We start from the raw sequence: 23,497 nt of genomic DNA, 5'->3' as shown, positions 1-23,497 counted from the left end.
AGGCCGGCGGAAACGCCGGCCTTTTTCTTTTGTCCGATCAGGGCTCGGGGCCCTGGACCTCGACAATATTCTTGCGCGCCCCGTCGCGCCGGGCGCGGAACTCGGCAAAGCGCCCGGCAATGCGGGCGCTGGCGCCGTCGGCAAAGACGTTGAGCAGGCCGGCGACCACCACCACGACGATGCCGACGATGGCCACGCCATCGGGGAATTCCGAAAAGAACAGCGCACCGAAAAAGATACCCCAGACGATCTGGCTGTACTGGATCGGGGCCACGGCGCTGGCCGGGGCGTGCTTGGTGGCCAGCACCAGCATGAGGTGCCCGGTGCCGATGACGGCGCCGGCAATGATCAGCAGCGCCATTTCCATGAGGTTGGGCATGTGGAAGCTTGGGATCATGGCCAGGCCATTGAAGACGATAGCCCAGAGCGCGGGGATGGCGATGAGCGTCGTGCGCTGCTCCTGGCTGGCGATGAGGCGCAGGATGGTGGTGGTGCCGGCCGAAAAGCCGACGCAGAGGAAGGCCGTGAGGTGTCCGAGTTCGAGTTCGCGGAAGCCGGGCCGCACGACCACCATCACCCCGGCGAAGCTGAGCAGCACCAGCACCCAGCGCTGCAGGCTCACATGCTCCTTGAGCACGAAGACCGAGAGAATCGTGATGCAGACCGGGATGAGGAAGACGATGGCGTAGGCTTCGGCCAGCGGGATGGTGATGAACGAATAGGTCACCAGCACCGCGCTCGCCAGGCCGAAGAAGGCGCGCAGGTGTACCAGGCCCGGGTTCTTCATGGCGAAGATGCCGCGCCAGCTCTCCTGGGGCGGCTTGGTCAGCAGGGCCGGGATCAGCGAGAAGATGTAGGTGAAAAAGCCGATCTCGAAGATGCCCACCGAGCCGCCGAGCGCCTTGATGAGGGCGTCGGCGCACGAGTAGACGGCGTAGGCGACAAAGGCGAACAGAACGCCGATCGGCATGGGCAACTCCCTGTCGGTCAGGCGGCCTTCTTGCTGGGCTGGGCCGGTTTCACGTCATTGGCTGCGGGCGGGGCGGCTGCGGCGGCGGGGCCGCGCAGGATGGCGAAGCGGGCGATGGCGCGCCGGCGCGTCTCGGCGGGCACCACGTTGAGGATGCCGGCCGCCGCGACGATCACCAGGCCCACATAGGCGATGGCGTCGGGGAACTCATGGTAGAAGGTGGCCCCGAAGATGATGGCCCAGAGGATCTGGCTGTATTGCGTGGGCGCCACGAGGCTTGCCGGCGAGAGGCGAGTCGAGCTGATGAAGCAGAGGTGACCCACCCCGCCGAGCACGCCCATGGCCACGAAGAACGCCCACTGCTGGAGGCTGGGGACGACGAAGGTCGGGATCATCATCAGGCCGTTGAAGACCAGCAGGTAGGCGGTAGGTACCCCGAAGATCGAGACGCGCTTTTCGCGCGGGGCGACCGTGCGCAGGATGGTGGTGGTCATCGAGCCGAAAAGGGCGCTGCCGACGGCGGCCAGGTGACCCCAATGCAATTCGCGGAAGCCTGGGCGGACGACGATCAGCACGCCCACGAAGCTCGCCATCAGCAGCAGCCACTTCTGGAGCGGCACGTGCTCCTTGAGCACTACCACCGAGATGATGGTGACGAAGACCGGGGCGAGAAAGGCGATCGAATAGACTTCGGCCAGGGGGATGGTGGTGAAGGCAAAGATCACCATGGTCGCGCCCAGCACGCCGGTGACGGCGCGCACGTGGAGCAACCAGGGATGGTTGAGCTTGAAGGTGTCGCGCCAGCGTTCGGTCTTGGCCTTGCTAAGGACCGCCGGGATCAGCGAGAAAAGGGCAGAAAAAAAGCTGATCTCGAACACCGACAGGTGCCCCGAAAAGCTCTTAACGATGGCGTCGCTGCACGAATAGAAAGCGTACGCACCCAGCGCAAATAGCACGCCGACCGGCATCTGGGATATCCAATCATAACAGATATCGCACCGCTGCGCGGGGGCTGGGGAGGCGCGTGGAGGAGGCAGGGGCCGCAGGGAGGTGGCGGCGCATTCCTGGGAACTACAATACGCACACTATGCCGAAATTGTGAGCGCTTTCTTGCCACAGCGAAAAGAATTCGTTGCCGCGGGCAGGAAGATGATTGTGGTGGAGCGCCGGAGGCTCCGGGGCTAGCCTGCGCGCAGGAGGAACACCCGATGAGTCCACAGGAAATGCCCGCGGGGCTGCGCCGCGCGGTTATCGTCGTCGCGCTGCTCAATCTCGCCTATTTCTTCGTCGAGTTCGCAGTGGCGCTCCATATCGGGTCGGTGTCGCTGCTCGCCGACAGCGTCGACTTCCTTGAAGATACCTCGGTCAATCTGCTGATCGCCCTGGCGATGGGCTGGTCGCTGGCGGCGCGCGCCAAGGTGGGCATGGCGCTCGCCGCGGTTCTGCTCATTCCCGCGCTTGCGTTCCTCTGGGCGCTCTGGGGCAAGTTCAGCAATCCGATCCCGCCCGAGCCCTTCGCCCTTTCGGCCACCGGGCTCGGTGCGCTGGCGGTGAACCTCACCTGTGCCTTCATCCTCGTGCGTTACCGCCATCACAGCGGCAGCCTTACCAAGGCGGCGTTCCTGTCGGCGAGAAATGACGCCTTCGCCAATGTGGCCATCATCGCGGCGGGCCTGGTGACGCTGGTCTATCCTTCGGTGTGGCCCGACGTCATCGTGGGCCTGGGCATTGCCGCGCTCAACGTGGATGCCGCGCGCGAGGTATGGGAGGCGGCGCGGGGCGAACACGAGGCGGCGGCCTGAGGTCATACGCCTTCGGGCGTGCCCTTGAGCGCCGGGCCGATGACCTCGATCCTGTTGGTCCAGATGTACCCGTCAAAGCCCTGGGGAACCTTGGCGAGTTCCTCGAGCGTGTCGATGCCGGAGGTGCCGGGGTCGCCCGCCTCGAAGGCGCCGAGCAGGATCACTTCGCTGCCCGCCGCGTGCATTCGCTCGAGCAGGAGGTTGGGCCAGCCCCAGAGCCAGGGCGCAACGTTGATTGGCAGCATGATGCGCGTGTTGTGGCAGGGGCCCGGCACGTAGCCGGTCCAGCCGAGGCCCGCGTACTGGGTAACGCAATCGATGGTCGCCTTGCGCGTCCAGGCATTGTCGATGCCGAGAAGTTGCTGAGCCCGCATGGTCGGGGGATCTCCGCCATAGACGCCCCAGATTTCGGCGCGCCACACCGGATCGTCGTTCACGACGGCGGCGAGCATGTCGGCCTCGCGCTGCTCGTTGCTCTTGAAGTTGACGAGGAACCGCCCCTCGGGGAAGGCGGCCAGCACTTCCCTCAGTTCGGGCATCATGCCGACGCCTTGCCCGCGGAAGGGAAAGGTCTTGCCGCCATCGGCGGTGTAGCCGTAGGCGATGTCGAGCGTCTTGAGGAACGCCATGGATTGTTCGCGCGTGACCCCGCTCGCCTCGGTGTGGCAATCGAGCGTCCAGTCGTGGAGCACGGCCAGCTGGCCGTCGGTGGTGGGGTGGATGTCGAACTCGACGATATCCGCGCCGGCCGCGAAAGCGGCTTCCATCGAGGGCAGGGTGTTCTCGAAGAACCCGTGCGTTGGCGTCTCGATGCGCTCGGCGCTGCAGCCGTCGTTGCCCAGCCCGTTATTGTCGAAGGTCTGGTGGACGCCGCGATGGGCGATGAGTGCCACCTTCGCGTCGGCGGGTGGGGTAACCCGCCAGCTTGCGTTCCACACGAAGACAAGCGCGATGAAAACCGCGAGTCCGATCAGAATCTTGCGCAGCATAGTTCCAGTCTTCTCTCAGGATGCCGTCAGGCCGGGCGGGAGCGCTCGTTGAAGCGCGGCCACTTCTTGCGGGGCGTTGCCCGCGCTGTGGGTTCCCTGATGAGATAGAAGACCTGGGTCTGGCGTTGCGCCGGGTCGTCCGGTTCGCCCTGCGAGACTTCCCAGTGGACGCCGGCGAGCTTGCGCTCTCCCTCGGCGGACCAGGAGCGGATGCGTTCGTGGACGTGCGGCAGGAGGTGATCGGGGCCGGTATGGGTGGCAGTGACGGCGCGCCCGGTGGGCACGGCGACGCATTGCAGGTCATCGTCGCCGCAGAACGGCTCGGTGACCTCCACCCCGATATCGACCGTCACTTCCTCTTCGCCGCCCCAGTAGATGACGACGTTGCGGCCGCTGTGCTGGAGGCCACGCTCGCGCACGCGCTCCCAGACGGGGGAATTGCTGATGGCGTCGGAAAGCGCCGATAGCGCGACCCTGTCGCGAACTGCGGCCAGGAGCAGGGGGGCAACCTCGATGATGCCGATGTCGAGCAGCGGGATCATCGCAGTTCGATCCCGGCGCCGCTCGATGCATCCTTGGTGACCGAGGCCGGGTTGCCGTGGACTTCGATGTCGCTGCCGCTCGACGCATTGGCGACGAGGCTCTTGCTGGCGAAGACTTCGGCGTCGCTGCCGCTCGAGGCGCGGATGGCGACGTCCTGGCACTTGAGGTCGCGCCCGTCGAGGTCGGAGCCCGACGAGATGTCGAAGGTTGCGCTCTGGCAGGTGCCGGAGAGGCGCAGGTCCGAGCCCGACGAGGCGGAAGCGACCATTTCGCCTGCCTCGACGCTGGTCACGGTCAGGTCGGCGCCGCCCGAGGCGTTGGCTTCGGTGCGCTGGCCGGCGAGGCCCTTGGCGGTCACGTCCGCGCCGGCGCTGGCCTGGAGGAAGTCGAGCCGGGGGGTGGTGATGTGGATAGTGATGCGGCGGTCGCCAAAGCGCAGGTCCAGGATACTGCGCTCGATCCAGGCGAAGAGCCGGTCGTCGCGAACTTCCACGCGCAGATCGTCGAGATCGCGAGGATCGCGCGCTTGCGCGGTCACTGAAACGGTGGGGCCGACAGTAATGTCGGCATTGAGTCCTGAAGAAATATCGACGCCCGAAAATGGGGCGACCTCGAATGTCTTGGACTGTGCGAAAGCGGCGCCCGATACGGCGACGACCATTGCTCCGGCTAGCCCCACGGCAGCAAACACGCTCATCTTTGTCTCCATGTCCCGATGGATGAATTCAAAGCTGGGAGGTGTGTTACTAGCCGTTCAAGGGGCAGCCGGATAATTCTTTTCAATGATGAGGTCATCACGCCGGAGAGGGTTTTCCGGCGCGAAGGTGGGGGAATCAGCCCTGGCTGTAGCGTGGCGCGGCGCTGTCGCGCGACACGAAACGGCTCAGGGATTGCCGCGCGGCGTCGAAGCGTGCCCATTCCTCGGGGTCGGGCAGGGAGGGGATGGTGACCAGTTCGCCCTGGTCGAGTCCGGCAAGGGCTGCATCCACCAGTTCGGTTGCGTCCATGAGGATGGAGGTTGGCATCTTCTCCATGTCGACGCCGGCCTTCTCCCAGATCGCAGTGCGCGTGGCGCCGGGCAGGACCGCCTGGACGCGTACGCCGTGCGGGCGCAGTTCGAGGTCGAGCGCCTGGGTGAAGGTGAGCACGAAGGCCTTGGTGCCGCTATAGGCGGCGCTGGTGGGGTTGTGGAGCACGGCCATGGCCGAGGAGATGTTGATGATGGTGCCGTGCCCGCGCTTGACCATGCCGGTCGCAGCGGCGTTGGAGAGCAGCGTCAGCGCGTCCACGTTGATCGCCAGCATGTCGGAGAGCCGCGCCGGGTCGGCATCGACCAGCCCGGTGGAAAGGCTGATGCCGGCATTATTGACCAGCATCTCGATGGCCGGTTCGGCCCTGAGCCGTTCGGCGACCGCGGCCTGGCCGGGGCGGGTCGAAAGGTCGGCAGGCAGCACCTCGACCTGTCGGCCGGTGGCTTGGCGGATCGATGCGGCCAGGGCTTCGAGCTTGTCGCGGTTGCGCGCGACCAGAACCAGATCGTGCCCGCGGGCGGCAAGGCGTTCCGCATAGAGAGCGCCAATCCCTTCGGAGGCGCCGGTTACCAGGGCATAGCCCGCGTGGTCTTGGACGGTCATCTTGTGTTCTCCATTGTAAGGCCGCTCGCGGGCGGCGATGGCAAATACATGATGATCATAATTTAAAACGTCAAGCGCAGGCGCGACCGAAATTTCGGCTCAGCGCGGCAGTAGGGCCTTGCGCGCCACCTCGAGGATTTCATCGGAGAGGGGAGAGCCCTCGGTCGCCCGCGAAAGCAACAGCGCGCCCACAAGGGTGGAATAGCTGGCCAGCGCCTGGCTGCGCGAAGCGACGGCGAAATCGTCGCGCAGGATGTCGAGGATACCCTCGATGCCCTGGCGATAGGCTTCGCGCACCGGGCTGTCCGCTGGCTCGCGGCCGACATCGGCGCCCAGCGAAATGGCCGGGCACCCGTCGCCGGGGTGATCACGGTGGTCAGGACTGAGGTAGTTGTCGATGAGCTCGGCTCGGGCTGCCGCCGGGTCGCCGGGGTGGCGGGCGGCAATGTCCTTGAAGTAGTCGTCCAGCCAGGCAAAGGCGCTCTGGCAGGCAGCGGCGGAGAGCGCCTCCTTGGAGGCGAAGTGGCCGTAGAAGCCGCCGTGGGTCAGGCCGGCGGCCGCCATCACCTGGGGCACGCTGGTCTCCTTGAGGCCATTGGCCCGGAAGAGGTGGGAGGCCGCCTCCAGGATCTGCTTATGGTTTTCGTCCGCCTGCTGGCGCGAGACACGGCCCATGATCGGCTCCTTTGCTGCGCAACATATATATGATGAGCATCCTTCAACGACAAACGGCGCCCAGGAGGGCGCCGTCAATGGTCGAAAAGGATTCAAATTTTATCGATTGGAGGGCTTACGCCATGGCCTTCTGGAGGTTGGCGTCGATGGCATCGAGGAAGCCCAAGGTCGAGAGCCAGGGCTGATCCGGGCCGACCAGGAGCGAGAGATCCTTGGTCATCTTGCCGCTTTCGATGGTGTCGACGGTGACCTTTTCGAGCGTGGTCGCAAAGCGCATCAACTCGGCATTGTCATCGAGCTTGGCGCGGTGGGCGAGGCCACGGGTCCAGGCGAAGATCGAGGCGGTGGAGTTGGTCGAGGTCTCCTTGCCCTGCTGGTGCTGGCGATAGTGACGGGTCACGGTGCCGTGCGCGGCTTCCGCTTCCACGATCTTGCCATCGGGCGTCATAAGCACGGAGGTCATCAGGCCGAGCGAGCCGAAGCCCTGGGCCACGATGTCGGACTGCACGTCGCCATCGTAGTTCTTGCAGGCCCAGACATAGCCGCCGCTCCACTTGAGGGCGGAGGCGACCATGTCGTCGATCAGGCGGTGCTCGTACCAGATCTTCTTCTCGTCGAACTTGGCCTTGTAGTCCTTCTCGAAGATCTCCTGGAAGATATCCTTGAAGCGGCCGTCATAGGCCTTGAGGATGGTGTTCTTGGTCGAGAGGTAGCAGGGTACGCCGCGGTTGAGCGCATAGTTGAACGAAGCGTGCGCGAAGTCGCGGATCGAGTCGTCGAGGTTGTACATGGCCATGGCTACGCCCGAGCCGGGCGCGTCGTAGACGTCGTGCTCGATGGTCTGGCCGTCTTCGCCCACGAACTTGATCGAGAGCTTGCCCTTGCCCGGGAAGCGGAAGTCGGTGGCGCGGTACTGGTCGCCGAAGGCATGGCGGCCGACGATGATCGGCTGGGTCCAGCCCGGCACGAGGCGCGGCACGTTCTTGCAGATGATGGGCTCGCGGAAGATCACGCCGCCCAGGATGTTGCGGATGGTGCCGTTGGGCGACTTCCACATCTTCTTGAGCTTGAACTCTTCGACGCGCTGCTCGTCGGGGGTGATGGTGGCGCACTTGATGCCCACGCCGAATTCCTTGATGGCGTTGGCCGCGTCCACGGTCACCTGGTCGTTGGTGGCGTCGCGGTTCTGGACCGACAGGTCGTAGTAGCGAATGTCGAGGTCGAGGTAGGGCGTAATGAGCTTGTCCTTGATCGCCTGCCAGATGATCCGGGTCATCTCGTCGCCGTCGAGATCGACCACCGGGTTAGCGACTTTGATTTTGCTCATCGATAACGCTCCATAGGGGTTTGAAGGCCCGCGTGGGCCTGTTGTTCGGCGCCCCTATAGCATTGGTGATGCCGCGCGCAAAGGCCGCAGGGAAGATCAGGCGTGAAGGGTTGCGCCTGAGGCCGCGCGGGGCCGCTTGGCGCCGCTCCGATTGCGTTCGCGCTCGAGGATTCGGTCGGCATCGAGCGAGCGGATGGGGATCGAGCGATCGTGCGGGATGTCGTGGCTCAGCTGGAGCGAAAGGTAGCGCGCGCAGCATACGCGCAGGAACGAGGCGAAGTTCTCCAGGTCATGCCCTTCATCGAGGGATTCCTGGTAGAGGCGGGCGATGAGCTGGCTCACGCTCAGCCCGTCGCGCGCGCCCAGTTCTTCGAGCACATTCCAGAAGAGGGTTTCGAGTCGAACGCTGGTTGCCATGCCGCCGATGCGCATCGAGCGGGTCTGGCTCTGCCAGAGGTTGGGATCAGCGTTGATGAACAGACGGCACATGGCTGGCGCTCCTCCCCGAGCGTGGGCCGGTCGGGGAGACCGGCCCGTCTCAATCAGGCAGCCGCCTTCCTGCTCTCATGTTCGATCCGCGTGCCCAGGACCGTGAGGAACTGGCCGATCCAGGCAGGGTGAGCTGGCCAGGCGGGAGCCGTCACCAGATTACCATCGGTTACCGCGGCATCAATGGCGATGTCGGCATAGGTGGCCCCGGCCAGTTCGACCTCGGGCCGGCAGGCGGGGTAGGCCGAGCAGGTGCGGCCCTCGAGCACGCGCGCGGCAGCTAGGATCTGGGGGCCATGGCAGACGGCCGCGACCGGCTTGTCGGTCTCGAAGAAGTGCTGGACCATGGCAATGACGCGGGCGTCGAGCCGCAGATATTCCGGCGCGCGCCCGCCCGGAATGACCAGCGCGTCGTAGGTTTCCGGCCGGATGTCGGCGAAGGTGGCGTTGAGGGCGAAGTTGTGCCCGCGCTTTTCGCTGTAGGTCTGGTCGCCCTCGAAGTCGTGGATGGAAGTGGCGATGGTGTCGCCGGCCTTCTTGTTGGGGCAGACGGCGTGAACCGTATGGCCGACTGCCGTCAGGGCCTGGAAAGGCACCATGGTTTCGTAGTCTTCGCCGAAGTCGCCGCAGATCATGAGTAAGCGCTTGCCGCTCATCGTATCCTCCTCGTTGTGGCGGTTTTGCCTTGCCCGGCACTATGTCACGCACGAGGAGGGGGTGGGTGTTAGCGGGATACTACACTTGACGGCCGTGTATATGCACGGCACCATTTACGCATGGAAGACGACTTTTCCCAGTGCCTGGTGCTCAATACGCGAATGGCGGCTCGGGCCGTCACGCGGCGGGCAAACCGCAAGCTGCGCGGGTTCGGCGTAACGGCCACGCAGTTCTCGATCCTGACCGCGGCGAGGCAGAGGCCCGGGCGTTCGATCACCGAGATCGCCGAGAGCATCGCCATGGAGCGCACGACCCTGTCGCGCAATCTCGACCTGATGGCTCGCAAGGGCCTGGTCCGGCTCGAGGGGGCGGAGAAGGGAAACGGGCGGCTGTGCTCGCTCAGCGAGGAGGGGCAAGTGCTGCTGGACAGGATCGTGCCGATCTGGCGTGCCAGCCAGGCGGAATTGCGCGAACAGCTCACGCAGCCGGACTGGCCCTCCACGCTCAAGGCCCTCCAGGAGCTGGCAAGGCTTTAGGCCCAAACACTATTTAGCCCGATTTGACGGGCACCCGTCGATCACCACAGGAGACCAATGCAATGCTGAAACCCGATCCGAACGATCCCATTGTCGTGACCGGCATGGGTGTCGTGAGCCCGCTTGGGGTCGGCGTCGACAAGGTCTGGGAGCGACTGATCGCCGGCAAGAGCGGCATCGGCCCCAATACCCGCTTCGACGTGAGTGAATTCGCCAGCAAGATCGGCGGACTGGTCAAGCGGACCGAGGAGGATCCGGAGGCCGGGTTCGACCCGCTGGTCGCGGTCGACGGCAAGGACGTCAAGAAGATGGACCTCTTCATCCAGTACGGGCTGGTAGCGGCCCAGGAGGCCATCCGACAGGCCAACTGGTTCCCCGAAAGCGAAGAGGACAAGGAAGCCACCGCTACGATCATCGCCTCCGGTGTCGGTGGTTCCCCGATCATGGCCGAAACGGCCAAGATCATCATCGAGAAGGGTCCGCGGCGGCTCTCGCCGTTCACCGTGCCCGCATTCCTCGCCAATCTCGCCGCCGGCTGGATTTCCATCCGCTACGGCTACAAGGGGCCCATCGGAACGCCGGTGACGGCCTGCGCGGCCTCGGCCCAGGCAATCGGCGACGGCATGCGCCTCATCATGACGGGCGAAGCAGAAGTGGCGGTGGTGGGGGGCGCCGAAGGTTCGGTCGATCCGATCTCCATCGGTGGCTTTGCCGCCTCTCGCGCCCTCAACACCACTTTCAACGATGAACCGGAAAAGGCCTCGCGGCCCTTCGACAAGGGCCATGCCGGGTTCGTTCTGGCGGAAGGCGCGGCGGTTCTCGTCATCGAAAAGCTCAGCCATGCCAGGAAGCGCGGCGCCACGCCGCTGGCCGTGGTGGCGGGCTATGGAACTTCGGCCGACGCTTATCACCTGACGGCAGGCGAACCTACCGGCGCCGGGGCGCAGCGCGCCATGCGCAATGCCATCAAGATGGCGGACGTCTCTCCCGACGCCATCGGCTACGTAAGCGCGCACGCGACCTCCACCGAGGTAGGCGATGCGGCCGAGATCGAAGGCATCAAGGCGGTGTTCGGGGATCGCGGCAAGGACCTTTCGGTTTCCGCGACCAAGTCCTCGACCGGTCACCTGCTCGGCGCAGCCGGAGCCATCGCGACGATCTTTACGGTGCAGGCCATCCGCAACGGCCTGTTGCCCGCAACGCTAAACCTCGACGATCCAGAGCCGGTTGCCGATGTCTTCGACCTCGTGCCGAAGGTGCCGCATGCCAAGGCGCTGGACTACGCCCTGGTCAACGCTTTCGGCTTCGGTGGGGTCAACGCATCGCTGGTCCTGGGCAAGGCCCCGGCCTGAGTTCGTTCGAGCGGGTAGCCGGTTCGTCGGCCGCCCGTTTCTCTACACCGGTACCTGGCTTGCCGCATGCCGCTCGGATGTGGCGATCCAGTCGCGCAGGTCGTCATCGTCCTCGATGACATCTGGATCAACCCAGATGAAGCCGCGCATGGCCTTGCCGCCATGCATCATCTGGGTGGTGCCCGGGCGGGCCAGGGCCTCTTCGTTTGAGGTTTCCTTGCCGACCTTGACGAGGATCCGCCCATCCTTCTTTGCCGCCACCAGAATGTGGCCGTTGAGCAGGAAGGTGTGCCCGCCGAACATGCGCTTTTCGGTGATGCGCGGGTCGCCATCGAGGATGGTGCGGATGCGGTCGCAGAGATAGGTGAGCGTTTCGTTGTCGCGCGTCATTTGGGCGGCAGGGTCCTTACGAAGGTTTCGCAATAGGCGATCCAGTCGGCGAGGGCGTCGTCGGTCTCGATCCCCTGGTCAGCGACGGAGAGGAAGCCCTTCATCGGCTTGTCGCCCATATGCATGATCGCGGCGCCGGGGCGGGCCAGCGCTTCCTCGACCCGGTCGGGGGCGACGCGGGCCATGAGGGCGCCCTTGGCGGTCGTGCCCACCAGCATGTTGCCGTTGAGCATGAAGCCTACCCCTCCGAACATCTTCTTTTCGACGATCTCGGGACGGTCCGCGAGGATAGCGCGAATGCGTCCCGCCATTTCGTCTGAAGCTGCTGACACGTCAGATTTCTCCACTGTCGCGGTAGCGGACATAGCGGGGCAGGTCCGGCGCGATGGCATCCCATTGGTGGTGCGAGCGCGCGAAGATCAGTTGATTGGGTGCGAACCAGCCTGTGTCGGCGCCGAACAGGCCAACCGGCAACATGATGGCGTCAGGCGCGCGGCTGGAGCGCCCGGCGATGGGCGTGCCGCAATGCGGGCAGAAGCTGCGCGTGAAAAGCGCGCCCGAGTCGGCGGGGCGCTCGAAGCTCGAGACGGGGCCGGTGATGGTCACGTCCGACGGGGCGGCGAGTGCAACCGTGGCGTGGCCGGTGCCTGTGGCCTTCTGGCAATCGAGGCAGGAACACATGAGCATCGCAAAGATCGGGCCGTGCACGCGGACAGCGACCGCGCCGCATGCGCAGCGCGCCGAAAGATCGACCGATGGCTTTGGCGCTTTGGACATGCCGGAGGCTGGCACGGGCCAGGCGAACTTGCAATTGCGGCCAGCGCGGCTTACCACCGAAAGGTTGCCGCCAATCCGGATATTGCCCATGGTCTACGCCCCGGATTATCCGATCCTGACGCACCGACTTCGGTTGCGTCCGTTCACGCGTGGAGATGTCGAGGCGGTGTTCGCCTACCGCCAGCGCGAAGACGTGGCGCGCTTTCTATTCGATAGCCCGATGTCCCACGAGACGGTCACCGAGGCGATCCAGCAGCGGATTTCTCAATCGGCGGTGGAGCAGGAGGGCGACAAGCTCGTTCTGGCCGTGGATCTGCGCGAGACCGGTGAACTGGTGGGAGAGATTTCCCTCATCTGGCGCAGCGAGATCGCCCGGCAGGGGGAACTCGGATATATCTTCAATCCGCTCTTTCACGGGCACGGCTACGCCACGGAGGCGAGCGAGGCGCTCCTGCGTATAGGATTTGAGGATCTTGGGCTGCACCGGATTATGGCGCGATGCGATGCGCGCAACCGGGCGTCATGGGGCGTCATGGAGCGCCTGGGCATGCGCCGGGAAGCACATTTCCGCGAGCATGCGCGCTTCAAGGGCGAGTGGGACGAGGAATTCGTCTACGCAATTCTTGAGGATGAGTGGGCGGCTCGCCGCGTCCCCGCGATCGCCGTCGGCGAAAGCACGTAGGTTGGCTTTCGATTGATTCCACGAGCACGGCGTCCTAGTCTGAAAGGACGAGCTGCGTACCGGCTCGTACATTCAGCATAGCGTCATCGGACCGGTGTATAAGCCGGGTTGTTGCAGCGTTTCGGTCACAAGGCCGGCGCCCGGCGAAGCTTGGCCACGATCTACCAAGCCACCGGAAATTAGCAGGTTTTTTCACGTGCATAGCGGGAACCGAGCGGTGCGAAGCGCCGTTTGGACTGTGGGCTTGGAGCGGCGGGGCGCATAACGAAACACTCGTGTTGTCGGTGCGATCGCTGTCGTATTTTTCAGCGGAGGAACGCGACGACATGACTCAATTGCAACTTCCGGTTGAAACAGACCGGCTCGTTCTCAGGATATTCGAAAAGGCAGATATCGAGGCCGTAATGGCTTATCACGCCTTGCCCGAAGTGCAGCGCTACCTGGATTGGAAAGCGCGCGACAAGGTGGAAGTGGTGGCTGCCGTAGAGGCCATGCGCGGGCAGATCACGCTGCAACGCCCCGGAGACATCCTGAGCCTGGCGGTGGTGCGCAAGTCCGACGACCAGTTGATCGGCCAGGTTTCCCTGCGCTGGGTCGACGCCACGGCGGGGCAGGGCGAGATACGATTTGTCTTCAGCAAGGTCTATTCCGGTCAGGGCTACGCGACCGAAGCGGTTTCCAGGCTTCTGGACGTCGCCTTCGACAATTTCGGCATGCACCGGGTGTTCGCCCGCTGCGACGCGCGCAATACGCGCTCGGCCAAGCTTCTCAACCGCATGGGGATGCGGCTTGAGGCTCACTATCGCGAGCATGCGCTTTTCCAGGGCGAATGGGACGAGGAGCTGCATTTCGCGATACTCGATCGCGAGTGGCGCCGGTCCAGCAAGGTTAGGGAATTGACCCACCGGGTGGCCTGACCACCGGGTATGCGCAGCGAATCGTAATGAAGCTTGCTGCCTACGTCGATATGCATTTTTGGAAGGCCTGCTATGAACTAGGCGCTGACGTTCGCCTTTTTTTGTGCTTGGGTGAACGGGCCGCGTACAGCTGACGTGAAGAGGGGCTCGTCCAGTGTTCCAGCGCGGTGCTCGAACACTTTGAGGGCCCTATGAGTGAGACTTTGTCCGATCCCGCACCGGCGGGACGCGGCGCGTGGAATGCATTTACTTTTGCTCTGACCATTTTCGCCGTGGTTTTTGCGGCGGCACTTCTGGGGGGCTTGTCGCGCCCCTACGGTTTCCTGGCAACGTTCTGGCCGGCCAACGCGCTTCTGGCTGGCCTGCTCTACCGCAACCCGAGGGCGTGGAGACTGCCCGCTTCGGTAATGGCATTCATCGCTTTCGTCCTGGCCGACCTGGCCGTAGGCGATCCGGTGACAACGGCAGTCTGGTTCACCTTGGCCAACCTGGCCGGGGTATTCACCATAACCGTGCTGCTCGATCAACTCGATCCCGGCGATGCCACTTTGCAGCGGCCGCAGGGCGTGTTGTTCCTGCTGATCTTCGCGGCGGTCGGCTCGAGCGTCGCGGCCTCCGTGGGATGCTGGGCGGTGCCCGAACTGACCGCACAGTCGGTGGCTGCGAGCTGGATGAGCTGGGCAGCCTCGGAGCTTGGCAATTACCTGTCCCTGTTACCGGTCGTGCTGTCCGCGCCGACGCTGGGGGCGATCCTAAGGAAGCGCCAGTTCACACTGCCCCCGATACAGCTCTACTGGCCGCAATTGCTGGCCCTGAGTGCCAGCCTGGCGTTGACGCTGGTGGTGCGCGACCAGGTATCGATCGTCTTTCCCATCCTGGCGCTGCTCTGGTGCGCGCTCAGTTTTTCGGTCTGCGCGACGGCTATCCTGGTGATGCTCTATTCGGACTTTGCCATGTTGGCGCTGCGCTTCGACCTGATCAACCTGGGGGTGGAGGACACGAGCGGGGCTATCATGTCGGTGCACCTGGCGCTCGCGTTGGTGGCAATGGGGCCGATCATGGTTTCCAGCGCCAATTCGGCCCGCAACGCACTGCTCAAGCAACTCGAGAAGATCGCACGGCACGATGCCCTCACCAACGCCCTGACGCGCAGCGCCTTCTACGAAACGGCGGACCAGATGATGGGACTCATGGCGACGACGGGCGCCTATGTCGGCGTGCTGGTACTGGATGCCGACCATTTCAAGAGGGTCAACGACGAACACGGCCATCCTGCCGGAGACAAGGTGCTCGTTGCGATTTCCGCGGCGATCCAGGCTGCCATCCGGCAAAGCGACGTCTTCGGCCGGGTCGGCGGGGAAGAGTTCGCGGTGGTGCTGCCCAATGTGGGGCACCGGGAGGCGACTGCCATCGCCGAGCGCGTGCGCAGCTCGGTGGAAAAGCTGGCGGTATTCCTCGATGATGGAACGGTCCTGCGCACCACGTTGAGCGTCGGGGTCGCCCATGCATCTGCTGTGGGAACCAACCTCGACCAGATGATCGCGGTGGCGGATCGGGCGCTCTATGTCGCCAAGGGAGAGGGCCGCAATCGGGTAGCCTTTCTCCGGGACGAAGAGGAAAGGGGGCATGCCGTCTCTTGATCTTTTGCCCGCTTTCTTCCTATCTGCCGGCCAACAAGGATGACATCCATGGCCGGCACCGACTCTTCGCAGACTTTCAACTATCGCCCCAGCCCGGCGGTGATCCTTTGTGAACCGCAGCTAGGCGAGAACATCGGTACCGCCGCCAGGGCCATGGCCAATTTCGGGCTGTGGGACCTGCGTCTGGTCAATCCGCGCGATGGCTGGCCCAATGAGCGCGCCGTCGCGGCAGCTTCGCGTGCGGACCATGTGATCGAGAAGGTCCAGGTGTTCGATACGGTCGAGGCGGCAGTGGCCGACCTCTCGCTGGTCTATGCCACGACGGCGCGCCGGCGCGACATGCAGAAAGAAGTCTTCGGCCCCGATGTCGCCGGGCAAAGGGTCATCGCGCATATCGCGACCGGCCAGAAGGCTGGGTTCCTGTTCGGCCGCGAGCGCTGGGGCCTCTACAACGAGGAGGTGGCGCTTTCGGACGCCATCGTGACGCTCCCGGTCGAGCCGGCTTTCGCCTCGCTCAACATCGCGCAGGCGGTGCTCATCATCGCCTATGAATGGCGCCGGCAGACCGATGAGGGCGCGCAACTGCCCTTTGACAGCGGCTTGGCCGAACCAGCGCCGCGCGAGGAACTGGTAGGGCTCTTCGAGCACCTGGAAGGCGTGCTCGACCAGACCGGGTTCTTCACGACCCCCGACAAGCGCCCGAGCATGGTCAACAACTTGCGCACGGCGCTGACGCGCGGACAGTTTTCTTCCCAGGAGGTTCGCACGCTGCGCGGCGTCATCTCATCGATCGATCGCCGCCACGAGCGACCCAATCCCAATCGGCAAAGGCCCAGGGACAAGGACGAGGAACAATCCTCCTAAAGCAGTCTTTGACTGTGACCGGGCGGCGTGGCATTTGCTTTGGGCATAATGGACACCTCCGCTTCGGCGCCTGAGCCTTCCCGTCAGGCATTCACCTATTTCGGTTTTCGCTGTTTCTGGCTGGCTACGCTCACGACGAGCTTCGCCGTCCAGATCATGGCGGTCTCTGTTGCCTGGCAGGTCTATGACCTGACCAGCAGCGCTGCCCTGCTCGGACTGGTGGGACTGACGCTCTTCACGCCCGCGCTGTTGCTGGTGCTAGTCACGGGACTTGCGGCGGACCGCTTCAACCGGCGGGCCATCATGGCGGTGTGTCTCGGCTTCGAGTTTGCGGCGGCCATCGCGCTGCTGGTGTTCGTCGACCTGCAGGCGCACGAGATCTGGCCGATCTTCGTGGTGCTGGGCGTGCTCGGCACGGCCCGGGCTTTCATGGGGCCGGCCAGCCAGTCGCTGGCGCCCAATCTCGTGCCGCCCGAAGCGCTTTCCAACGCGATCACCGTCAACGCATCGGCCTGGCAGTTCGCCTCGATCCTGGGGCCGGTGGCCGGCGGCTTGCTCTATGGCATTTCGCCGGTGGTGGCGTTCGGCGTGGCGGCGGCGCTGGTATGCGTGTCGATGGTGAGCGTGCTGCTGATCCCCAAGCCGGCCAAGCGCGACTCGCACCAGGCGACGAGCCTCGAGACCATGCTGGCGGGTTTCCGCTACATCCTTTCCAACAAGGTGGTGCTGGGGGCAATCTCGCTCGACCTTTTCGCGGTGCTGATGGGTGGTGCCGTGGCGCTGCTGCCGATCTATGCCAAGGACATCCTGCATGCCGGGCCGACCGAGCTGGGCTTCCTGCGGGCGGCGCCGGGGATCGGGGGCATTGCGATGGCAATTGCTCTTTCGCGCTTCCCCATCCGCGATCACGCCGGGCGTATTCTATTCTTCTTCGTGGGGCTCTTCGGGTTCTTCACGATCATCTTCGGCTTTTCGACATCGATCTGGGTGGCGATTCCCGCGCTGGCTCTGGTCGGGGCCTCGGACATGGTGAGCGTCACCATCCGCGAGACCATCATGCAGCTCTGGACGCCCGACTCGGTGCGTGGACGCGTGACGGCGGTCAACAGCGTCTTCATCGGCGCTTCGAACGAACTCGGCGAGTTCCGCGCCGGAATGGTGGCGGCGTGGCTGGGTGCCGTGCCGGCGGTGGTGATCGGCGGGGTGGGCGCCATGCTGGTCGCCGGCATTTGGAGCCGAGCCTTCCCGGGCCTGCGCAACCAGCGCGCACTCGATCGCAAAATGGTTTCCGAACCTCAGTCGGCTGCGGCCGAATGACGTTGGCTTGAAAGAAGGTAGGCACATGACTCTGTCGATTTATCGGGCTTCGGTTCCCCTCTATCTGCGCGGCTTCAGCCAGCTGAGTGGCATCATGGACAAGGCCGGGGCCAATGCGGCGGCTCGCAAGATCGAGCTTTCGGTGCTCGTCAATTCGCGCCTGGCGCCGGACATGTATCCGTTCTCCGGGCAGATCCAGCGCGCCAGCGATACGGCCAAGGCCACCGTGGCGCGGCTTGCCGGCGTCGAGATGCCGAGCTTCGCCGACGACGAGACAACCTGGGAAGAGCTGCGCGCGCGCATCGCAAAGACCGTCGACTTCGTCAAGAGCGTGCCCGAGAGCGCCTTTGAAGGGGCCGATACGCGCGAACTCACGGTCAAGCTGCGCGACCGCGACCTGACGCTGACCGGCGCCGACTATCTCTTCGATCGGCAGTTGCCCAACTTCTACTTCCACATCACCACGGCCTACGCGATCCTGCGTCACAACGGGGTGGATGTGGGCAAGCGCGATTATCTGGGCGTGTGAGGCCCGCCGGGCGGCGTGCAAACCTCGCGCCGCTTGACATAATTCCTTCACGCCTCTATCACGCGCGCACCTGTTCAGCCTTTCGGGGCAGCAGGCGCACCCGGGATCTTGATTAAACGAGGTCTGTCGGCTCCAGAGCGAAAGCGCTGGGGCAGAGGAGGGCGCGGTCCATTTCTCTTCGTTCACAAAGGACACGCGATGACGAAGCGCCATTCAGTTAAGTACAAGATCGACCGCCGTTTGGGCGAAAACCTATGGGGTCGCCCGAAGTCCCCGCTCAATGACCGTGCCTATGGCCCCGGCCAGCACGGCCAGCGCCGCAAGGGCAAGGCTTCGGACTACGGTCTGCAGCTGCGCGCCAAGCAGAAGCTCAAGGGCTACTACGGCTCGATCACCGAAAAGGCCTTCAAGCGCCTTTACCAGGAAGCCTCGCGTATCAAGGGCGATACCGGCGAGAAGCTGATCGGTCTGCTCGAGAGCCGCCTGGACGCCGTGATCTACCGCGCCAAGTTCGTTCCGACCGTGTTCGCAGCCCGTCAGTTCGTGAGCCATGGCCACGTGCTGGTCAACGGCAAGCGCGTCACGATCGCTTCCTACCAGGTCAAGCCGGGCGACAAGGTCGAGCTCAAGGAAAAGTCGCGCCAGCTCGCGATCGTTCTTGAAGCCACCCAGCTCGCCGAGCGCGATGTGCCCGAGTACATCGAAGTCGACCACAACAAGATGTCCGCCACCTACGTGCGCGTTCCGGCCCTGGCCGACGTGCCGTACCCGGTCCAGATGGAACCGAACCTGGTCGTGGAATTCTACTCGCGCTAATCGGCGCGACGTACAAACCGAATATGGAAAGGGCCGCTCCTCGGAGCGGCCCTTTTTTGTTGCGCGTGATGAAGTGGTGGCCCTTAGGCCACCACCTGTTCGGGTTCGCGGACGGCTTCTTGACCGACCGGGATGAAGCTTTCGAAGAGGCGCAGACGCTTGTGGATGGACTGCAGCTCCACAATTGTCGTCCAGGCGCGGGCGAAGAATTGGAACGAGACCGAAACCTGCCCGAAGGCCTGCTGCACCTGCTGATAGAGGCCCAGGGTCAGCGTGCCGGCGAGGATGGAGGGCGATAGCGCCAGCAGGGGTATGTAGCCGGCGGCCTGCAGATACCCATACCGAGCCAGGTTGAAGTACGTGTAGTGGAAGTAGAGGCGGAAGTAGTTCTTCTGCACGTGGGCAAAGAGGTCGCGCACGGTTGGCGGTTGGGCGCGCTCGGCGCTGTCCTCGCCATAGACAAGCTCCTTGCGGTAAGCTGCTTCCACCTTCTGGTTTTCGAATTGCAGCCCTGGCAGCTTGATGCCCACGAGTGCCAGCAAGACAGTGCCGGCCGCGGCCGCGACCAGCGCCACCCAGACCAGGCTCCCCGGAATGTCTCCGAAGAAGGGGAGTTCGGTGACGTGCTGGGAGAGGGTCCAGAGGATGGGCAGGAACACGACCAGCGTGATCAGAGAGGAGAAGAAACTGGTGCCGAGGTCTTCGACGATCGATGCGAAGCGCATCGTGTCTTCCTGCACACGCTGGGCGGCGCCCTCGACCGTGCGGATCGTCTGCCAGTAGGACATGTAGTAGGCGTTCATCGCCTTGCGCCAGCGGAACACGTAGTGGGACGTGAAGAAGGCCAGCAGTACCAGCACGAGAATGTTGGGAAGCAGCACGGCGAAGATCACGAAGATCTGCGCGTAGAACTCGGTGGGGGAAACCGATCCGGGTTGGGAGAGGGCCTTCTGCAGGAGGTTGAAGAAGGTGCCCTGCCAGTCGTTCACCCAGGCATCGATCTGCACGTTGAAGTAGATCACGAGCAGGATGCCGGTGGAACCGACGACCGACCACCAGTACCATTCGTTGCGCTTGTAGAAGTACCAGAAGACGCAGAAGAGGACGGAGATCAGCAGCACGTACTCGTAGAGCCAGATCTTGTCGCCGTTGAGGAAATTGTTGTCCTCGGCCACGCAATTCGGTTGCGCGGCGGTGCCATCAACCGGCGCGGCCGGGGTTATGGCGGGCGCTTCGGGAGAGCGGGCGCCGCTCGGTTCCTCGGGCGCGGCACCGGCGCAGACGGTTGGAGTCACCAGGTGGTCGATACTGATGACTGCGCGAAGTTGCTCGCCGATGGCAAACCAGGCAAGCACGGCGACGAGCAACCAGACGATTGCCGAGGTGAAGAAGATCTTTGGGACTGGGAAGAACGAGCGGAACACGGGGGTCTCCGAGGGTGTTTGTACCCTCATCCTACTTGTGAGGGCTTAAACAAAACAACATGTGAGCGATCTGGGCGCCAATACGGCAAGGCGTGGCTCTTTTCCTCTGATGCCGTAAGCGTTACAGGTCTGCGGCACGGAGCCCGCCATGAACGAGATGATCCTATCCTCACCTGAGTCCATCGAAACGGAGGATGCCACCTCCACCCATCCGATGTTTCGCGAGGTTGCCTCGAGCGTCGAGTTCAACAAGCTGCGCAAGCGGTTGATACGGCTGACGCGCGAGGCGATCGACAAGTTCGGAATGGTGCGGCCGGGCGACAGATGGCTGGTGGCGCTTTCGGGCGGCAAGGATTCCTATGGATTGTTGGCGCTGCTGCTCGATCTCAAGTGGCGCGGGCTGCTGCCGGTCGAACTGATCGCGTGCAATCTCGATCAGGGGCAGCCGAACTTTCCCAAGCACATCCTGCCCGAGTACCTTGCCAAAATCGGGGTCGAGCACAGAATCGAATACCAGGACACCTATTCGATTGTGACCGACAAGCTCCCGGCGGGGGCGACCTATTGTTCGCTGTGCTCGCGGTTGCGGCGCGGGCACCTCTACCGGATCGCGCGCGAGGAGGGGTGTTCGGCGCTGGTGCTCGGCCATCATCGCGAGGATAGCCTCGAGACGTTCTTCATGAACCTCTTCCACGGCGGCAAGCTTGCGGCGATGCCGGCCAAGCTGCTCAATGACGAGGGTGACGTGCAGGTGCTGCGGCCGCTGATCTATTGCGCCGAGCCCGACCTGGCGCGGTTTGCCGAAATCATGGCCTTCCCGATCATTCCCTGCGACCTGTGCGGCAGCCAGGATGGCCTGCAGCGCAACGCGATGAAGGCCATGCTCGATGGCATGGAAAAGCAGATGCCCGGGCGCAAGGACGTGATGATCCGGGCGCTGGGCAACGTCAATCCGAGCCACCTGCTCGATTCCCGGCTCTTCGATTTCGCAGGCATCGCAGGAGGCCAGCAGTGACCCGCATCGATATCGACAAGCTGGCCGGCATTCTCCGCGACGCGGCGAAGGCGGAAATCCTGCCACGCTTCCGGCACCTCGAGCCGGAGCAGGTACGGCGCAAGAGCGAGGCCATCGACCTGGTGACCGAGGCTGACGAAGAGGCCGAGCGGTTCATCAAGGGCAAGGTGGCCGCCCTCGCACCAGACGCGCTGTTCGTGGGCGAGGAATCGGTGGCGGCGGACCCTGCGCTGCTTGCGAGATTGGCCGAAGCAGATCTTGCGATTGTCGTGGACCCCATCGACGGCACGGCGAACTTTGCCGCCGGGCTGCCGCTCTTTGCGGTGATGGCGGCGGTGGTGTCGGGCGGGGAAACCGTCGCCGGCGTCATCTACGACCCGATGGGCGATGACTTCATGCTGGCCGAGAAGGGCAGCGGTACCTGGCGGGTGCGGGCAGACGGAGAGCGCACGAAGCTGGCCTTCGCCGCGCCCAAGCCGCTTGCCCAGATGGTGGGTCTCGCGTCGGTTGCGTTTCTGCCGCCGGACCGGCGCCCGGAGATACTGGCCAACCTCGCCAAGGCGCGGATGTTTGCCAACTACCGTTGCGCCGGGCACGAGTACCGAACGTTGGTATCGGGGTTCGCCGATTTTGCAGCCTACAGCAAGCTGATGCCCTGGGATCACCTGGCGGGCGCGCTGATGGTACAGGAAGCGGGTGGATACGCGGCGCGCCTTGATGGCGAACCCTACCTGCCTCGCCACGTCGACGGTGGGCTGATCGTGGCGGCCGACCGCAGCACATGGGAGGCGCTGCGGCGTGAGGTGTTCACCCTCTGATCAGTGCGCTTCGTGGTGCGAGAAGTCGGTGTGGGAGTATTCGGCTCCTACGCCGAACAGCTGGCCACGTTCCGCGATCAGCACGCAGATGAGCGCCAGCGCGCCCATGCTGAAGTAGCCCAGGGCTACGGGGGTGACAGTGCCGTCGAAGTGCTGGCCGATGAACGAGCCGATGGCTGCGCCCCCGATGGTCTGGAGGAAGCCGAAGACCGATGACGCCGTGCCGGCGACCGCCCCGAGAGGCTCCATGGAGAGCGAATTCATGTTCGAGCCGGCCCAGCCGAACATGAACATGACCGTGGTCAGCAGGATGAAGAACAGCCAGAACGGCATTGGCCCGAAGAGGCTGGCTACCACCCAGATGCCGGCGAGGCTGGTGTAGACGAGCAGCGCGAAATGCGAGATGCGGCGCATGCCGAAGCGCGACACGATCCGCGAGTTGAGGAACGAGGAGATGGACATGAAGCTGGCCATCACGGCAAAGGCGACGGGGAAATAGGGGCCGAAGCCGTAGATATCGACGAAGATCTGCTGGCTGGTCGAGATGAAGCCGAAGAGCGCGCCGAACGTGAGCATGCCGGCGGCGCCGTACATGAAGGCGACCCGGTTGGTGAAGACGATGCGGAACCCGTCGAAGACTGCGCCGATGGTCAATGGGCGCCGATTGCCGGTCGCCAGGGTCTCGGGGAGCAGGAAATAGGTGGTGGTGATCACGATGGCCGAGAGCACGGCCATGAAGATGAAGATCCCCTGCCAGGGCGCCTGGAGCAGGATTACCTGCCCGATGCCCGGGGCGATGATCGGGATGATCATGAAGACCATGAAGACCAGCGACATGACTTCGGCCATCGCACGGCCCGAATATTTGTCGCGCACGATCGAGGTGGCGATCACGCGGGTGGACGCAGCACCGATGCCCTGGATGACGCGGATGACGAGAAGCGTGGCGAAATTCGGGGCGAAGACGGCGGCGAGGGCGGCGACCGTATAGATGCTCAGGCCGACGAAGATCGGCACACGGCGCCCGAAGCGATCCGAGATGGGGCCATAAAAGAGCTGGGCGAACCCGAAACCGACCATGTAGGCCGAGATCACGAACTGCCGCTCGTTCTCGTTGGCGATGCCAAGGGCTTCGCCCATGTAGGGCAGGGCGGGCAGCATCACGTCGATGGCCAGCGCGTTGAGAGCCATCAGCGAAGCAATAAGGGCAATGAAGACGGGACGGGATACTTCCCGCGCCGCCATTGTTGTCGTCGTCATGAGATGTCTCAAAAAATACAGGGACCTGGAGCGGCCCGGCGAAAACAGGCCGCGACCATGGACCCCGAGGGAGG

The 23,497-nt window shown here is 64.1% G+C and carries 27 protein-coding genes; 12 read left to right on the top strand and 15 right to left on the bottom strand.

Annotated elements, in window-relative coordinates; genetic code table 11:
* Positions 1-37 precede the first annotated feature (37 nt).
* Together FNA67_RS14035 and FNA67_RS14030 are read right to left on the bottom strand one after the other, a co-directional pair.
* Positions 38-970, bottom strand: coding sequence for a DMT family transporter (locus FNA67_RS14035; protein WP_147656423.1), 933 nt, complete (start codon positions 968-970; stop codon positions 38-40).
* 17 nt (positions 971-987) lie between these two features.
* Positions 988-1,938 (bottom strand): DMT family transporter, encoded by a 951-nt coding sequence (locus FNA67_RS14030; RefSeq protein WP_053167919.1) that lies wholly within the window; start codon positions 1,936-1,938, stop codon positions 988-990.
* A gap of 240 nt (positions 1,939-2,178) precedes the next feature.
* On the opposite strand from FNA67_RS14030, the gene FNA67_RS14025 reads away from it, so the two are divergent.
* Positions 2,179-2,772, top strand: a complete 594-nt coding sequence (locus tag FNA67_RS14025) for a cation transporter (RefSeq protein WP_049705750.1) — start codon at positions 2,179-2,181, stop codon at positions 2,770-2,772.
* A gap of 2 nt (positions 2,773-2,774) precedes the next feature.
* Here FNA67_RS14025 and FNA67_RS14020 read toward each other — a convergent pair whose 3' ends face one another.
* From FNA67_RS14020 to FNA67_RS13985, 8 genes are all read right to left on the bottom strand, one after another.
* Complete coding sequence (locus tag FNA67_RS14020; protein ID WP_170267401.1) at positions 2,775-3,758, bottom strand: glycerophosphodiester phosphodiesterase family protein; 984 nt, start codon at positions 3,756-3,758, stop codon at positions 2,775-2,777.
* 29 nt (positions 3,759-3,787) lie between these two features.
* Positions 3,788-4,303 carry a GyrI-like domain-containing protein gene (locus FNA67_RS14015; RefSeq protein WP_049705748.1) on the bottom strand — a complete coding sequence of 172 codons (516 nt, stop codon included), beginning with the start codon at positions 4,301-4,303 and terminating at the stop codon, positions 3,788-3,790.
* Positions 4,300-5,001 (bottom strand): head GIN domain-containing protein, encoded by a 702-nt coding sequence (locus FNA67_RS14010; protein ID WP_170267317.1) that lies wholly within the window; start codon positions 4,999-5,001, stop codon positions 4,300-4,302. The genes FNA67_RS14015 and FNA67_RS14010 overlap by 4 nt, the downstream gene beginning before the upstream one ends.
* Before the next feature lie 136 nt (positions 5,002-5,137).
* Positions 5,138-5,938 (bottom strand): SDR family NAD(P)-dependent oxidoreductase, encoded by an 801-nt coding sequence (locus FNA67_RS14005; protein WP_147656419.1) that lies wholly within the window; start codon positions 5,936-5,938, stop codon positions 5,138-5,140.
* A gap of 99 nt (positions 5,939-6,037) precedes the next feature.
* Positions 6,038-6,613 (bottom strand): TetR/AcrR family transcriptional regulator, encoded by a 576-nt coding sequence (locus tag FNA67_RS14000; protein ID WP_049705745.1) that lies wholly within the window; start codon positions 6,611-6,613, stop codon positions 6,038-6,040.
* A 115-nt stretch (positions 6,614-6,728) separates the two neighbouring features.
* Positions 6,729-7,940 carry an NADP-dependent isocitrate dehydrogenase gene (locus FNA67_RS13995; protein ID WP_049705744.1) on the bottom strand — a complete coding sequence of 404 codons (1,212 nt, stop codon included), beginning with the start codon at positions 7,938-7,940 and terminating at the stop codon, positions 6,729-6,731.
* A gap of 96 nt (positions 7,941-8,036) precedes the next feature.
* The gene (locus tag FNA67_RS13990) at positions 8,037-8,429 is read right to left on the bottom strand and encodes a ribbon-helix-helix domain-containing protein (protein WP_147656417.1); all 393 of its coding nucleotides are present in this window, start codon (positions 8,427-8,429) and stop codon (positions 8,037-8,039) included.
* Positions 8,430-8,482: 53 nt separating this feature from the next.
* Positions 8,483-9,085 carry a DJ-1/PfpI family protein gene (locus FNA67_RS13985; protein WP_049705742.1) on the bottom strand — a complete coding sequence of 201 codons (603 nt, stop codon included), beginning with the start codon at positions 9,083-9,085 and terminating at the stop codon, positions 8,483-8,485.
* 120 nt (positions 9,086-9,205) lie between these two features.
* On the opposite strand from FNA67_RS13985, the gene FNA67_RS13980 reads away from it, so the two are divergent.
* The gene (locus FNA67_RS13980) at positions 9,206-9,622 is read left to right on the top strand and encodes a MarR family winged helix-turn-helix transcriptional regulator (protein WP_147656415.1); all 417 of its coding nucleotides are present in this window, start codon (positions 9,206-9,208) and stop codon (positions 9,620-9,622) included.
* A gap of 62 nt (positions 9,623-9,684) precedes the next feature.
* Positions 9,685-10,974 (top strand): beta-ketoacyl-ACP synthase II, encoded by a 1,290-nt coding sequence (gene fabF / locus FNA67_RS13975; RefSeq protein WP_049705740.1) that lies wholly within the window; start codon positions 9,685-9,687, stop codon positions 10,972-10,974.
* A gap of 42 nt (positions 10,975-11,016) precedes the next feature.
* Here the strand turns inward: fabF and FNA67_RS13970 are convergent, their stop codons facing one another.
* From FNA67_RS13970 to FNA67_RS13960, 3 genes are read right to left on the bottom strand one after another with little or no spacing between them, the layout of a single operon-like run.
* Positions 11,017-11,364, bottom strand: coding sequence for a TfoX/Sxy family protein (locus tag FNA67_RS13970; RefSeq protein WP_147656413.1), 348 nt, complete (start codon positions 11,362-11,364; stop codon positions 11,017-11,019).
* Complete coding sequence (locus FNA67_RS13965; protein WP_244616354.1) at positions 11,361-11,696, bottom strand: TfoX/Sxy family protein; 336 nt, start codon at positions 11,694-11,696, stop codon at positions 11,361-11,363. Before FNA67_RS13965 ends, FNA67_RS13970 begins: the two co-directional genes overlap by 4 nt.
* Position 11,697: 1 nt before the next feature.
* Positions 11,698-12,141 (bottom strand): GFA family protein, encoded by a 444-nt coding sequence (locus FNA67_RS13960; protein WP_170267316.1) that lies wholly within the window; start codon positions 12,139-12,141, stop codon positions 11,698-11,700.
* 88 nt (positions 12,142-12,229) lie between these two features.
* Between FNA67_RS13960 and FNA67_RS13955 the strand changes: the two genes are divergently transcribed.
* The 7 genes from FNA67_RS13955 (at position 12,230) to rpsD (ending at position 18,906) form a co-directional block, all read left to right on the top strand.
* Positions 12,230-12,823: a GNAT family N-acetyltransferase gene (locus FNA67_RS13955; protein WP_147656406.1), complete on the top strand. Its 594-nt coding sequence runs from the start codon at positions 12,230-12,232 to the stop codon at positions 12,821-12,823.
* Positions 12,824-13,149: 326 nt separating this feature from the next.
* Complete coding sequence (locus FNA67_RS13950) at positions 13,150-13,740, top strand: GNAT family N-acetyltransferase (protein ID WP_147656404.1); 591 nt, start codon at positions 13,150-13,152, stop codon at positions 13,738-13,740.
* Between the two features lie 191 nt (positions 13,741-13,931).
* Positions 13,932-15,380 carry a GGDEF domain-containing protein gene (locus FNA67_RS13945; protein ID WP_147656402.1) on the top strand — a complete coding sequence of 483 codons (1,449 nt, stop codon included), beginning with the start codon at positions 13,932-13,934 and terminating at the stop codon, positions 15,378-15,380.
* Positions 15,381-15,428: 48 nt separating this feature from the next.
* Positions 15,429-16,244: an RNA methyltransferase gene (locus tag FNA67_RS13940; RefSeq protein WP_147656400.1), complete on the top strand. Its 816-nt coding sequence runs from the start codon at positions 15,429-15,431 to the stop codon at positions 16,242-16,244.
* 27 nt (positions 16,245-16,271) lie between these two features.
* Positions 16,272-17,561 (top strand): MFS transporter, encoded by a 1,290-nt coding sequence (locus tag FNA67_RS13935; protein ID WP_308499089.1) that lies wholly within the window; start codon positions 16,272-16,274, stop codon positions 17,559-17,561.
* A 25-nt stretch (positions 17,562-17,586) separates the two neighbouring features.
* Positions 17,587-18,090 (top strand): DUF1993 domain-containing protein, encoded by a 504-nt coding sequence (locus tag FNA67_RS13930; RefSeq protein ID WP_147656398.1) that lies wholly within the window; start codon positions 17,587-17,589, stop codon positions 18,088-18,090.
* 198 nt (positions 18,091-18,288) lie between these two features.
* Complete coding sequence (rpsD, locus tag FNA67_RS13925) at positions 18,289-18,906, top strand: 30S ribosomal protein S4 (RefSeq protein WP_147656397.1); 618 nt, start codon at positions 18,289-18,291, stop codon at positions 18,904-18,906.
* A gap of 83 nt (positions 18,907-18,989) precedes the next feature.
* Here rpsD and sbmA read toward each other — a convergent pair whose 3' ends face one another.
* The gene (gene sbmA / locus FNA67_RS13920) at positions 18,990-20,330 is read right to left on the bottom strand and encodes a peptide antibiotic transporter SbmA (protein ID WP_049705729.1); all 1,341 of its coding nucleotides are present in this window, start codon (positions 20,328-20,330) and stop codon (positions 18,990-18,992) included.
* Between the two features lie 157 nt (positions 20,331-20,487).
* Here sbmA and ttcA point away from each other — a divergent pair, with 157 nt between their 5' ends.
* Both ttcA and FNA67_RS13910 read left to right on the top strand, forming a co-directional pair.
* Positions 20,488-21,345, top strand: coding sequence for a tRNA 2-thiocytidine(32) synthetase TtcA (gene ttcA, locus FNA67_RS13915; protein WP_371874374.1), 858 nt, complete (start codon positions 20,488-20,490; stop codon positions 21,343-21,345).
* On the top strand, positions 21,342-22,163 hold the full coding sequence (locus FNA67_RS13910) for an inositol monophosphatase family protein (RefSeq protein WP_147656395.1): 822 nt from the start codon (positions 21,342-21,344) through the stop codon (positions 22,161-22,163). The genes ttcA and FNA67_RS13910 overlap by 4 nt, the downstream gene beginning before the upstream one ends.
* Here the strand turns inward: FNA67_RS13910 and FNA67_RS13905 are convergent, their stop codons facing one another.
* On the bottom strand, positions 22,164-23,423 hold the full coding sequence (locus FNA67_RS13905) for a multidrug effflux MFS transporter (RefSeq protein WP_049705726.1): 1,260 nt from the start codon (positions 23,421-23,423) through the stop codon (positions 22,164-22,166).
* Between the last annotated feature and the right edge of the window lie 74 nt (positions 23,424-23,497).

The organism is Youhaiella tibetensis, assembly GCF_008000755.1.
GTDB lineage: Bacteria > Pseudomonadota > Alphaproteobacteria > Rhizobiales > Devosiaceae > Paradevosia > Paradevosia tibetensis.
Note: the sequence above shows the minus strand (reverse complement) of the source record. Positions and strands in the feature narration are given on the sequence as shown.

Coding starts and splice junctions, on each gene's coding strand:
- FNA67_RS14035 (WP_147656423.1), bottom strand. CDS start 970: ATGCCGATCGGCGTTCTGTTCGCCTTTGTCGCCTACGCCGTCTACTCG.
- FNA67_RS14030 (WP_053167919.1), bottom strand. CDS start 1,938: ATGCCGGTCGGCGTGCTATTTGCGCTGGGTGCGTACGCTTTCTATTCG.
- FNA67_RS14025 (WP_049705750.1), top strand. CDS start 2,179: ATGAGTCCACAGGAAATGCCCGCGGGGCTGCGCCGCGCGGTTATCGTC.
- FNA67_RS14015 (WP_049705748.1), bottom strand. CDS start 4,303: ATGATCCCGCTGCTCGACATCGGCATCATCGAGGTTGCCCCCCTGCTC.
- FNA67_RS14010 (WP_170267317.1), bottom strand. CDS start 5,001: ATGAGCGTGTTTGCTGCCGTGGGGCTAGCCGGAGCAATGGTCGTCGCC.
- FNA67_RS14005 (WP_147656419.1), bottom strand. CDS start 5,938: ATGACCGTCCAAGACCACGCGGGCTATGCCCTGGTAACCGGCGCCTCC.
- FNA67_RS14000 (WP_049705745.1), bottom strand. CDS start 6,613: ATGGGCCGTGTCTCGCGCCAGCAGGCGGACGAAAACCATAAGCAGATC.
- FNA67_RS13995 (WP_049705744.1), bottom strand. CDS start 7,940: ATGAGCAAAATCAAAGTCGCTAACCCGGTGGTCGATCTCGACGGCGAC.
- FNA67_RS13990 (WP_147656417.1), bottom strand. CDS start 8,429: ATGTGCCGTCTGTTCATCAACGCTGATCCCAACCTCTGGCAGAGCCAG.
- FNA67_RS13985 (WP_049705742.1), bottom strand. CDS start 9,085: ATGAGCGGCAAGCGCTTACTCATGATCTGCGGCGACTTCGGCGAAGAC.
- FNA67_RS13980 (WP_147656415.1), top strand. CDS start 9,206: ATGGAAGACGACTTTTCCCAGTGCCTGGTGCTCAATACGCGAATGGCG.
- fabF (WP_049705740.1), top strand. CDS start 9,685: ATGCTGAAACCCGATCCGAACGATCCCATTGTCGTGACCGGCATGGGT.
- FNA67_RS13970 (WP_147656413.1), bottom strand. CDS start 11,364: ATGACGCGCGACAACGAAACGCTCACCTATCTCTGCGACCGCATCCGC.
- FNA67_RS13960 (WP_170267316.1), bottom strand. CDS start 12,141: ATGTCCAAAGCGCCAAAGCCATCGGTCGATCTTTCGGCGCGCTGCGCA.
- FNA67_RS13955 (WP_147656406.1), top strand. CDS start 12,230: ATGGTCTACGCCCCGGATTATCCGATCCTGACGCACCGACTTCGGTTG.
- FNA67_RS13950 (WP_147656404.1), top strand. CDS start 13,150: ATGACTCAATTGCAACTTCCGGTTGAAACAGACCGGCTCGTTCTCAGG.
- FNA67_RS13945 (WP_147656402.1), top strand. CDS start 13,932: ATGAGTGAGACTTTGTCCGATCCCGCACCGGCGGGACGCGGCGCGTGG.
- FNA67_RS13940 (WP_147656400.1), top strand. CDS start 15,429: ATGGCCGGCACCGACTCTTCGCAGACTTTCAACTATCGCCCCAGCCCG.
- FNA67_RS13930 (WP_147656398.1), top strand. CDS start 17,587: ATGACTCTGTCGATTTATCGGGCTTCGGTTCCCCTCTATCTGCGCGGC.
- rpsD (WP_147656397.1), top strand. CDS start 18,289: ATGACGAAGCGCCATTCAGTTAAGTACAAGATCGACCGCCGTTTGGGC.
- ttcA (WP_371874374.1), top strand. CDS start 20,488: ATGATCCTATCCTCACCTGAGTCCATCGAAACGGAGGATGCCACCTCC.
- FNA67_RS13905 (WP_049705726.1), bottom strand. CDS start 23,423: ATGACGACGACAACAATGGCGGCGCGGGAAGTATCCCGTCCCGTCTTC.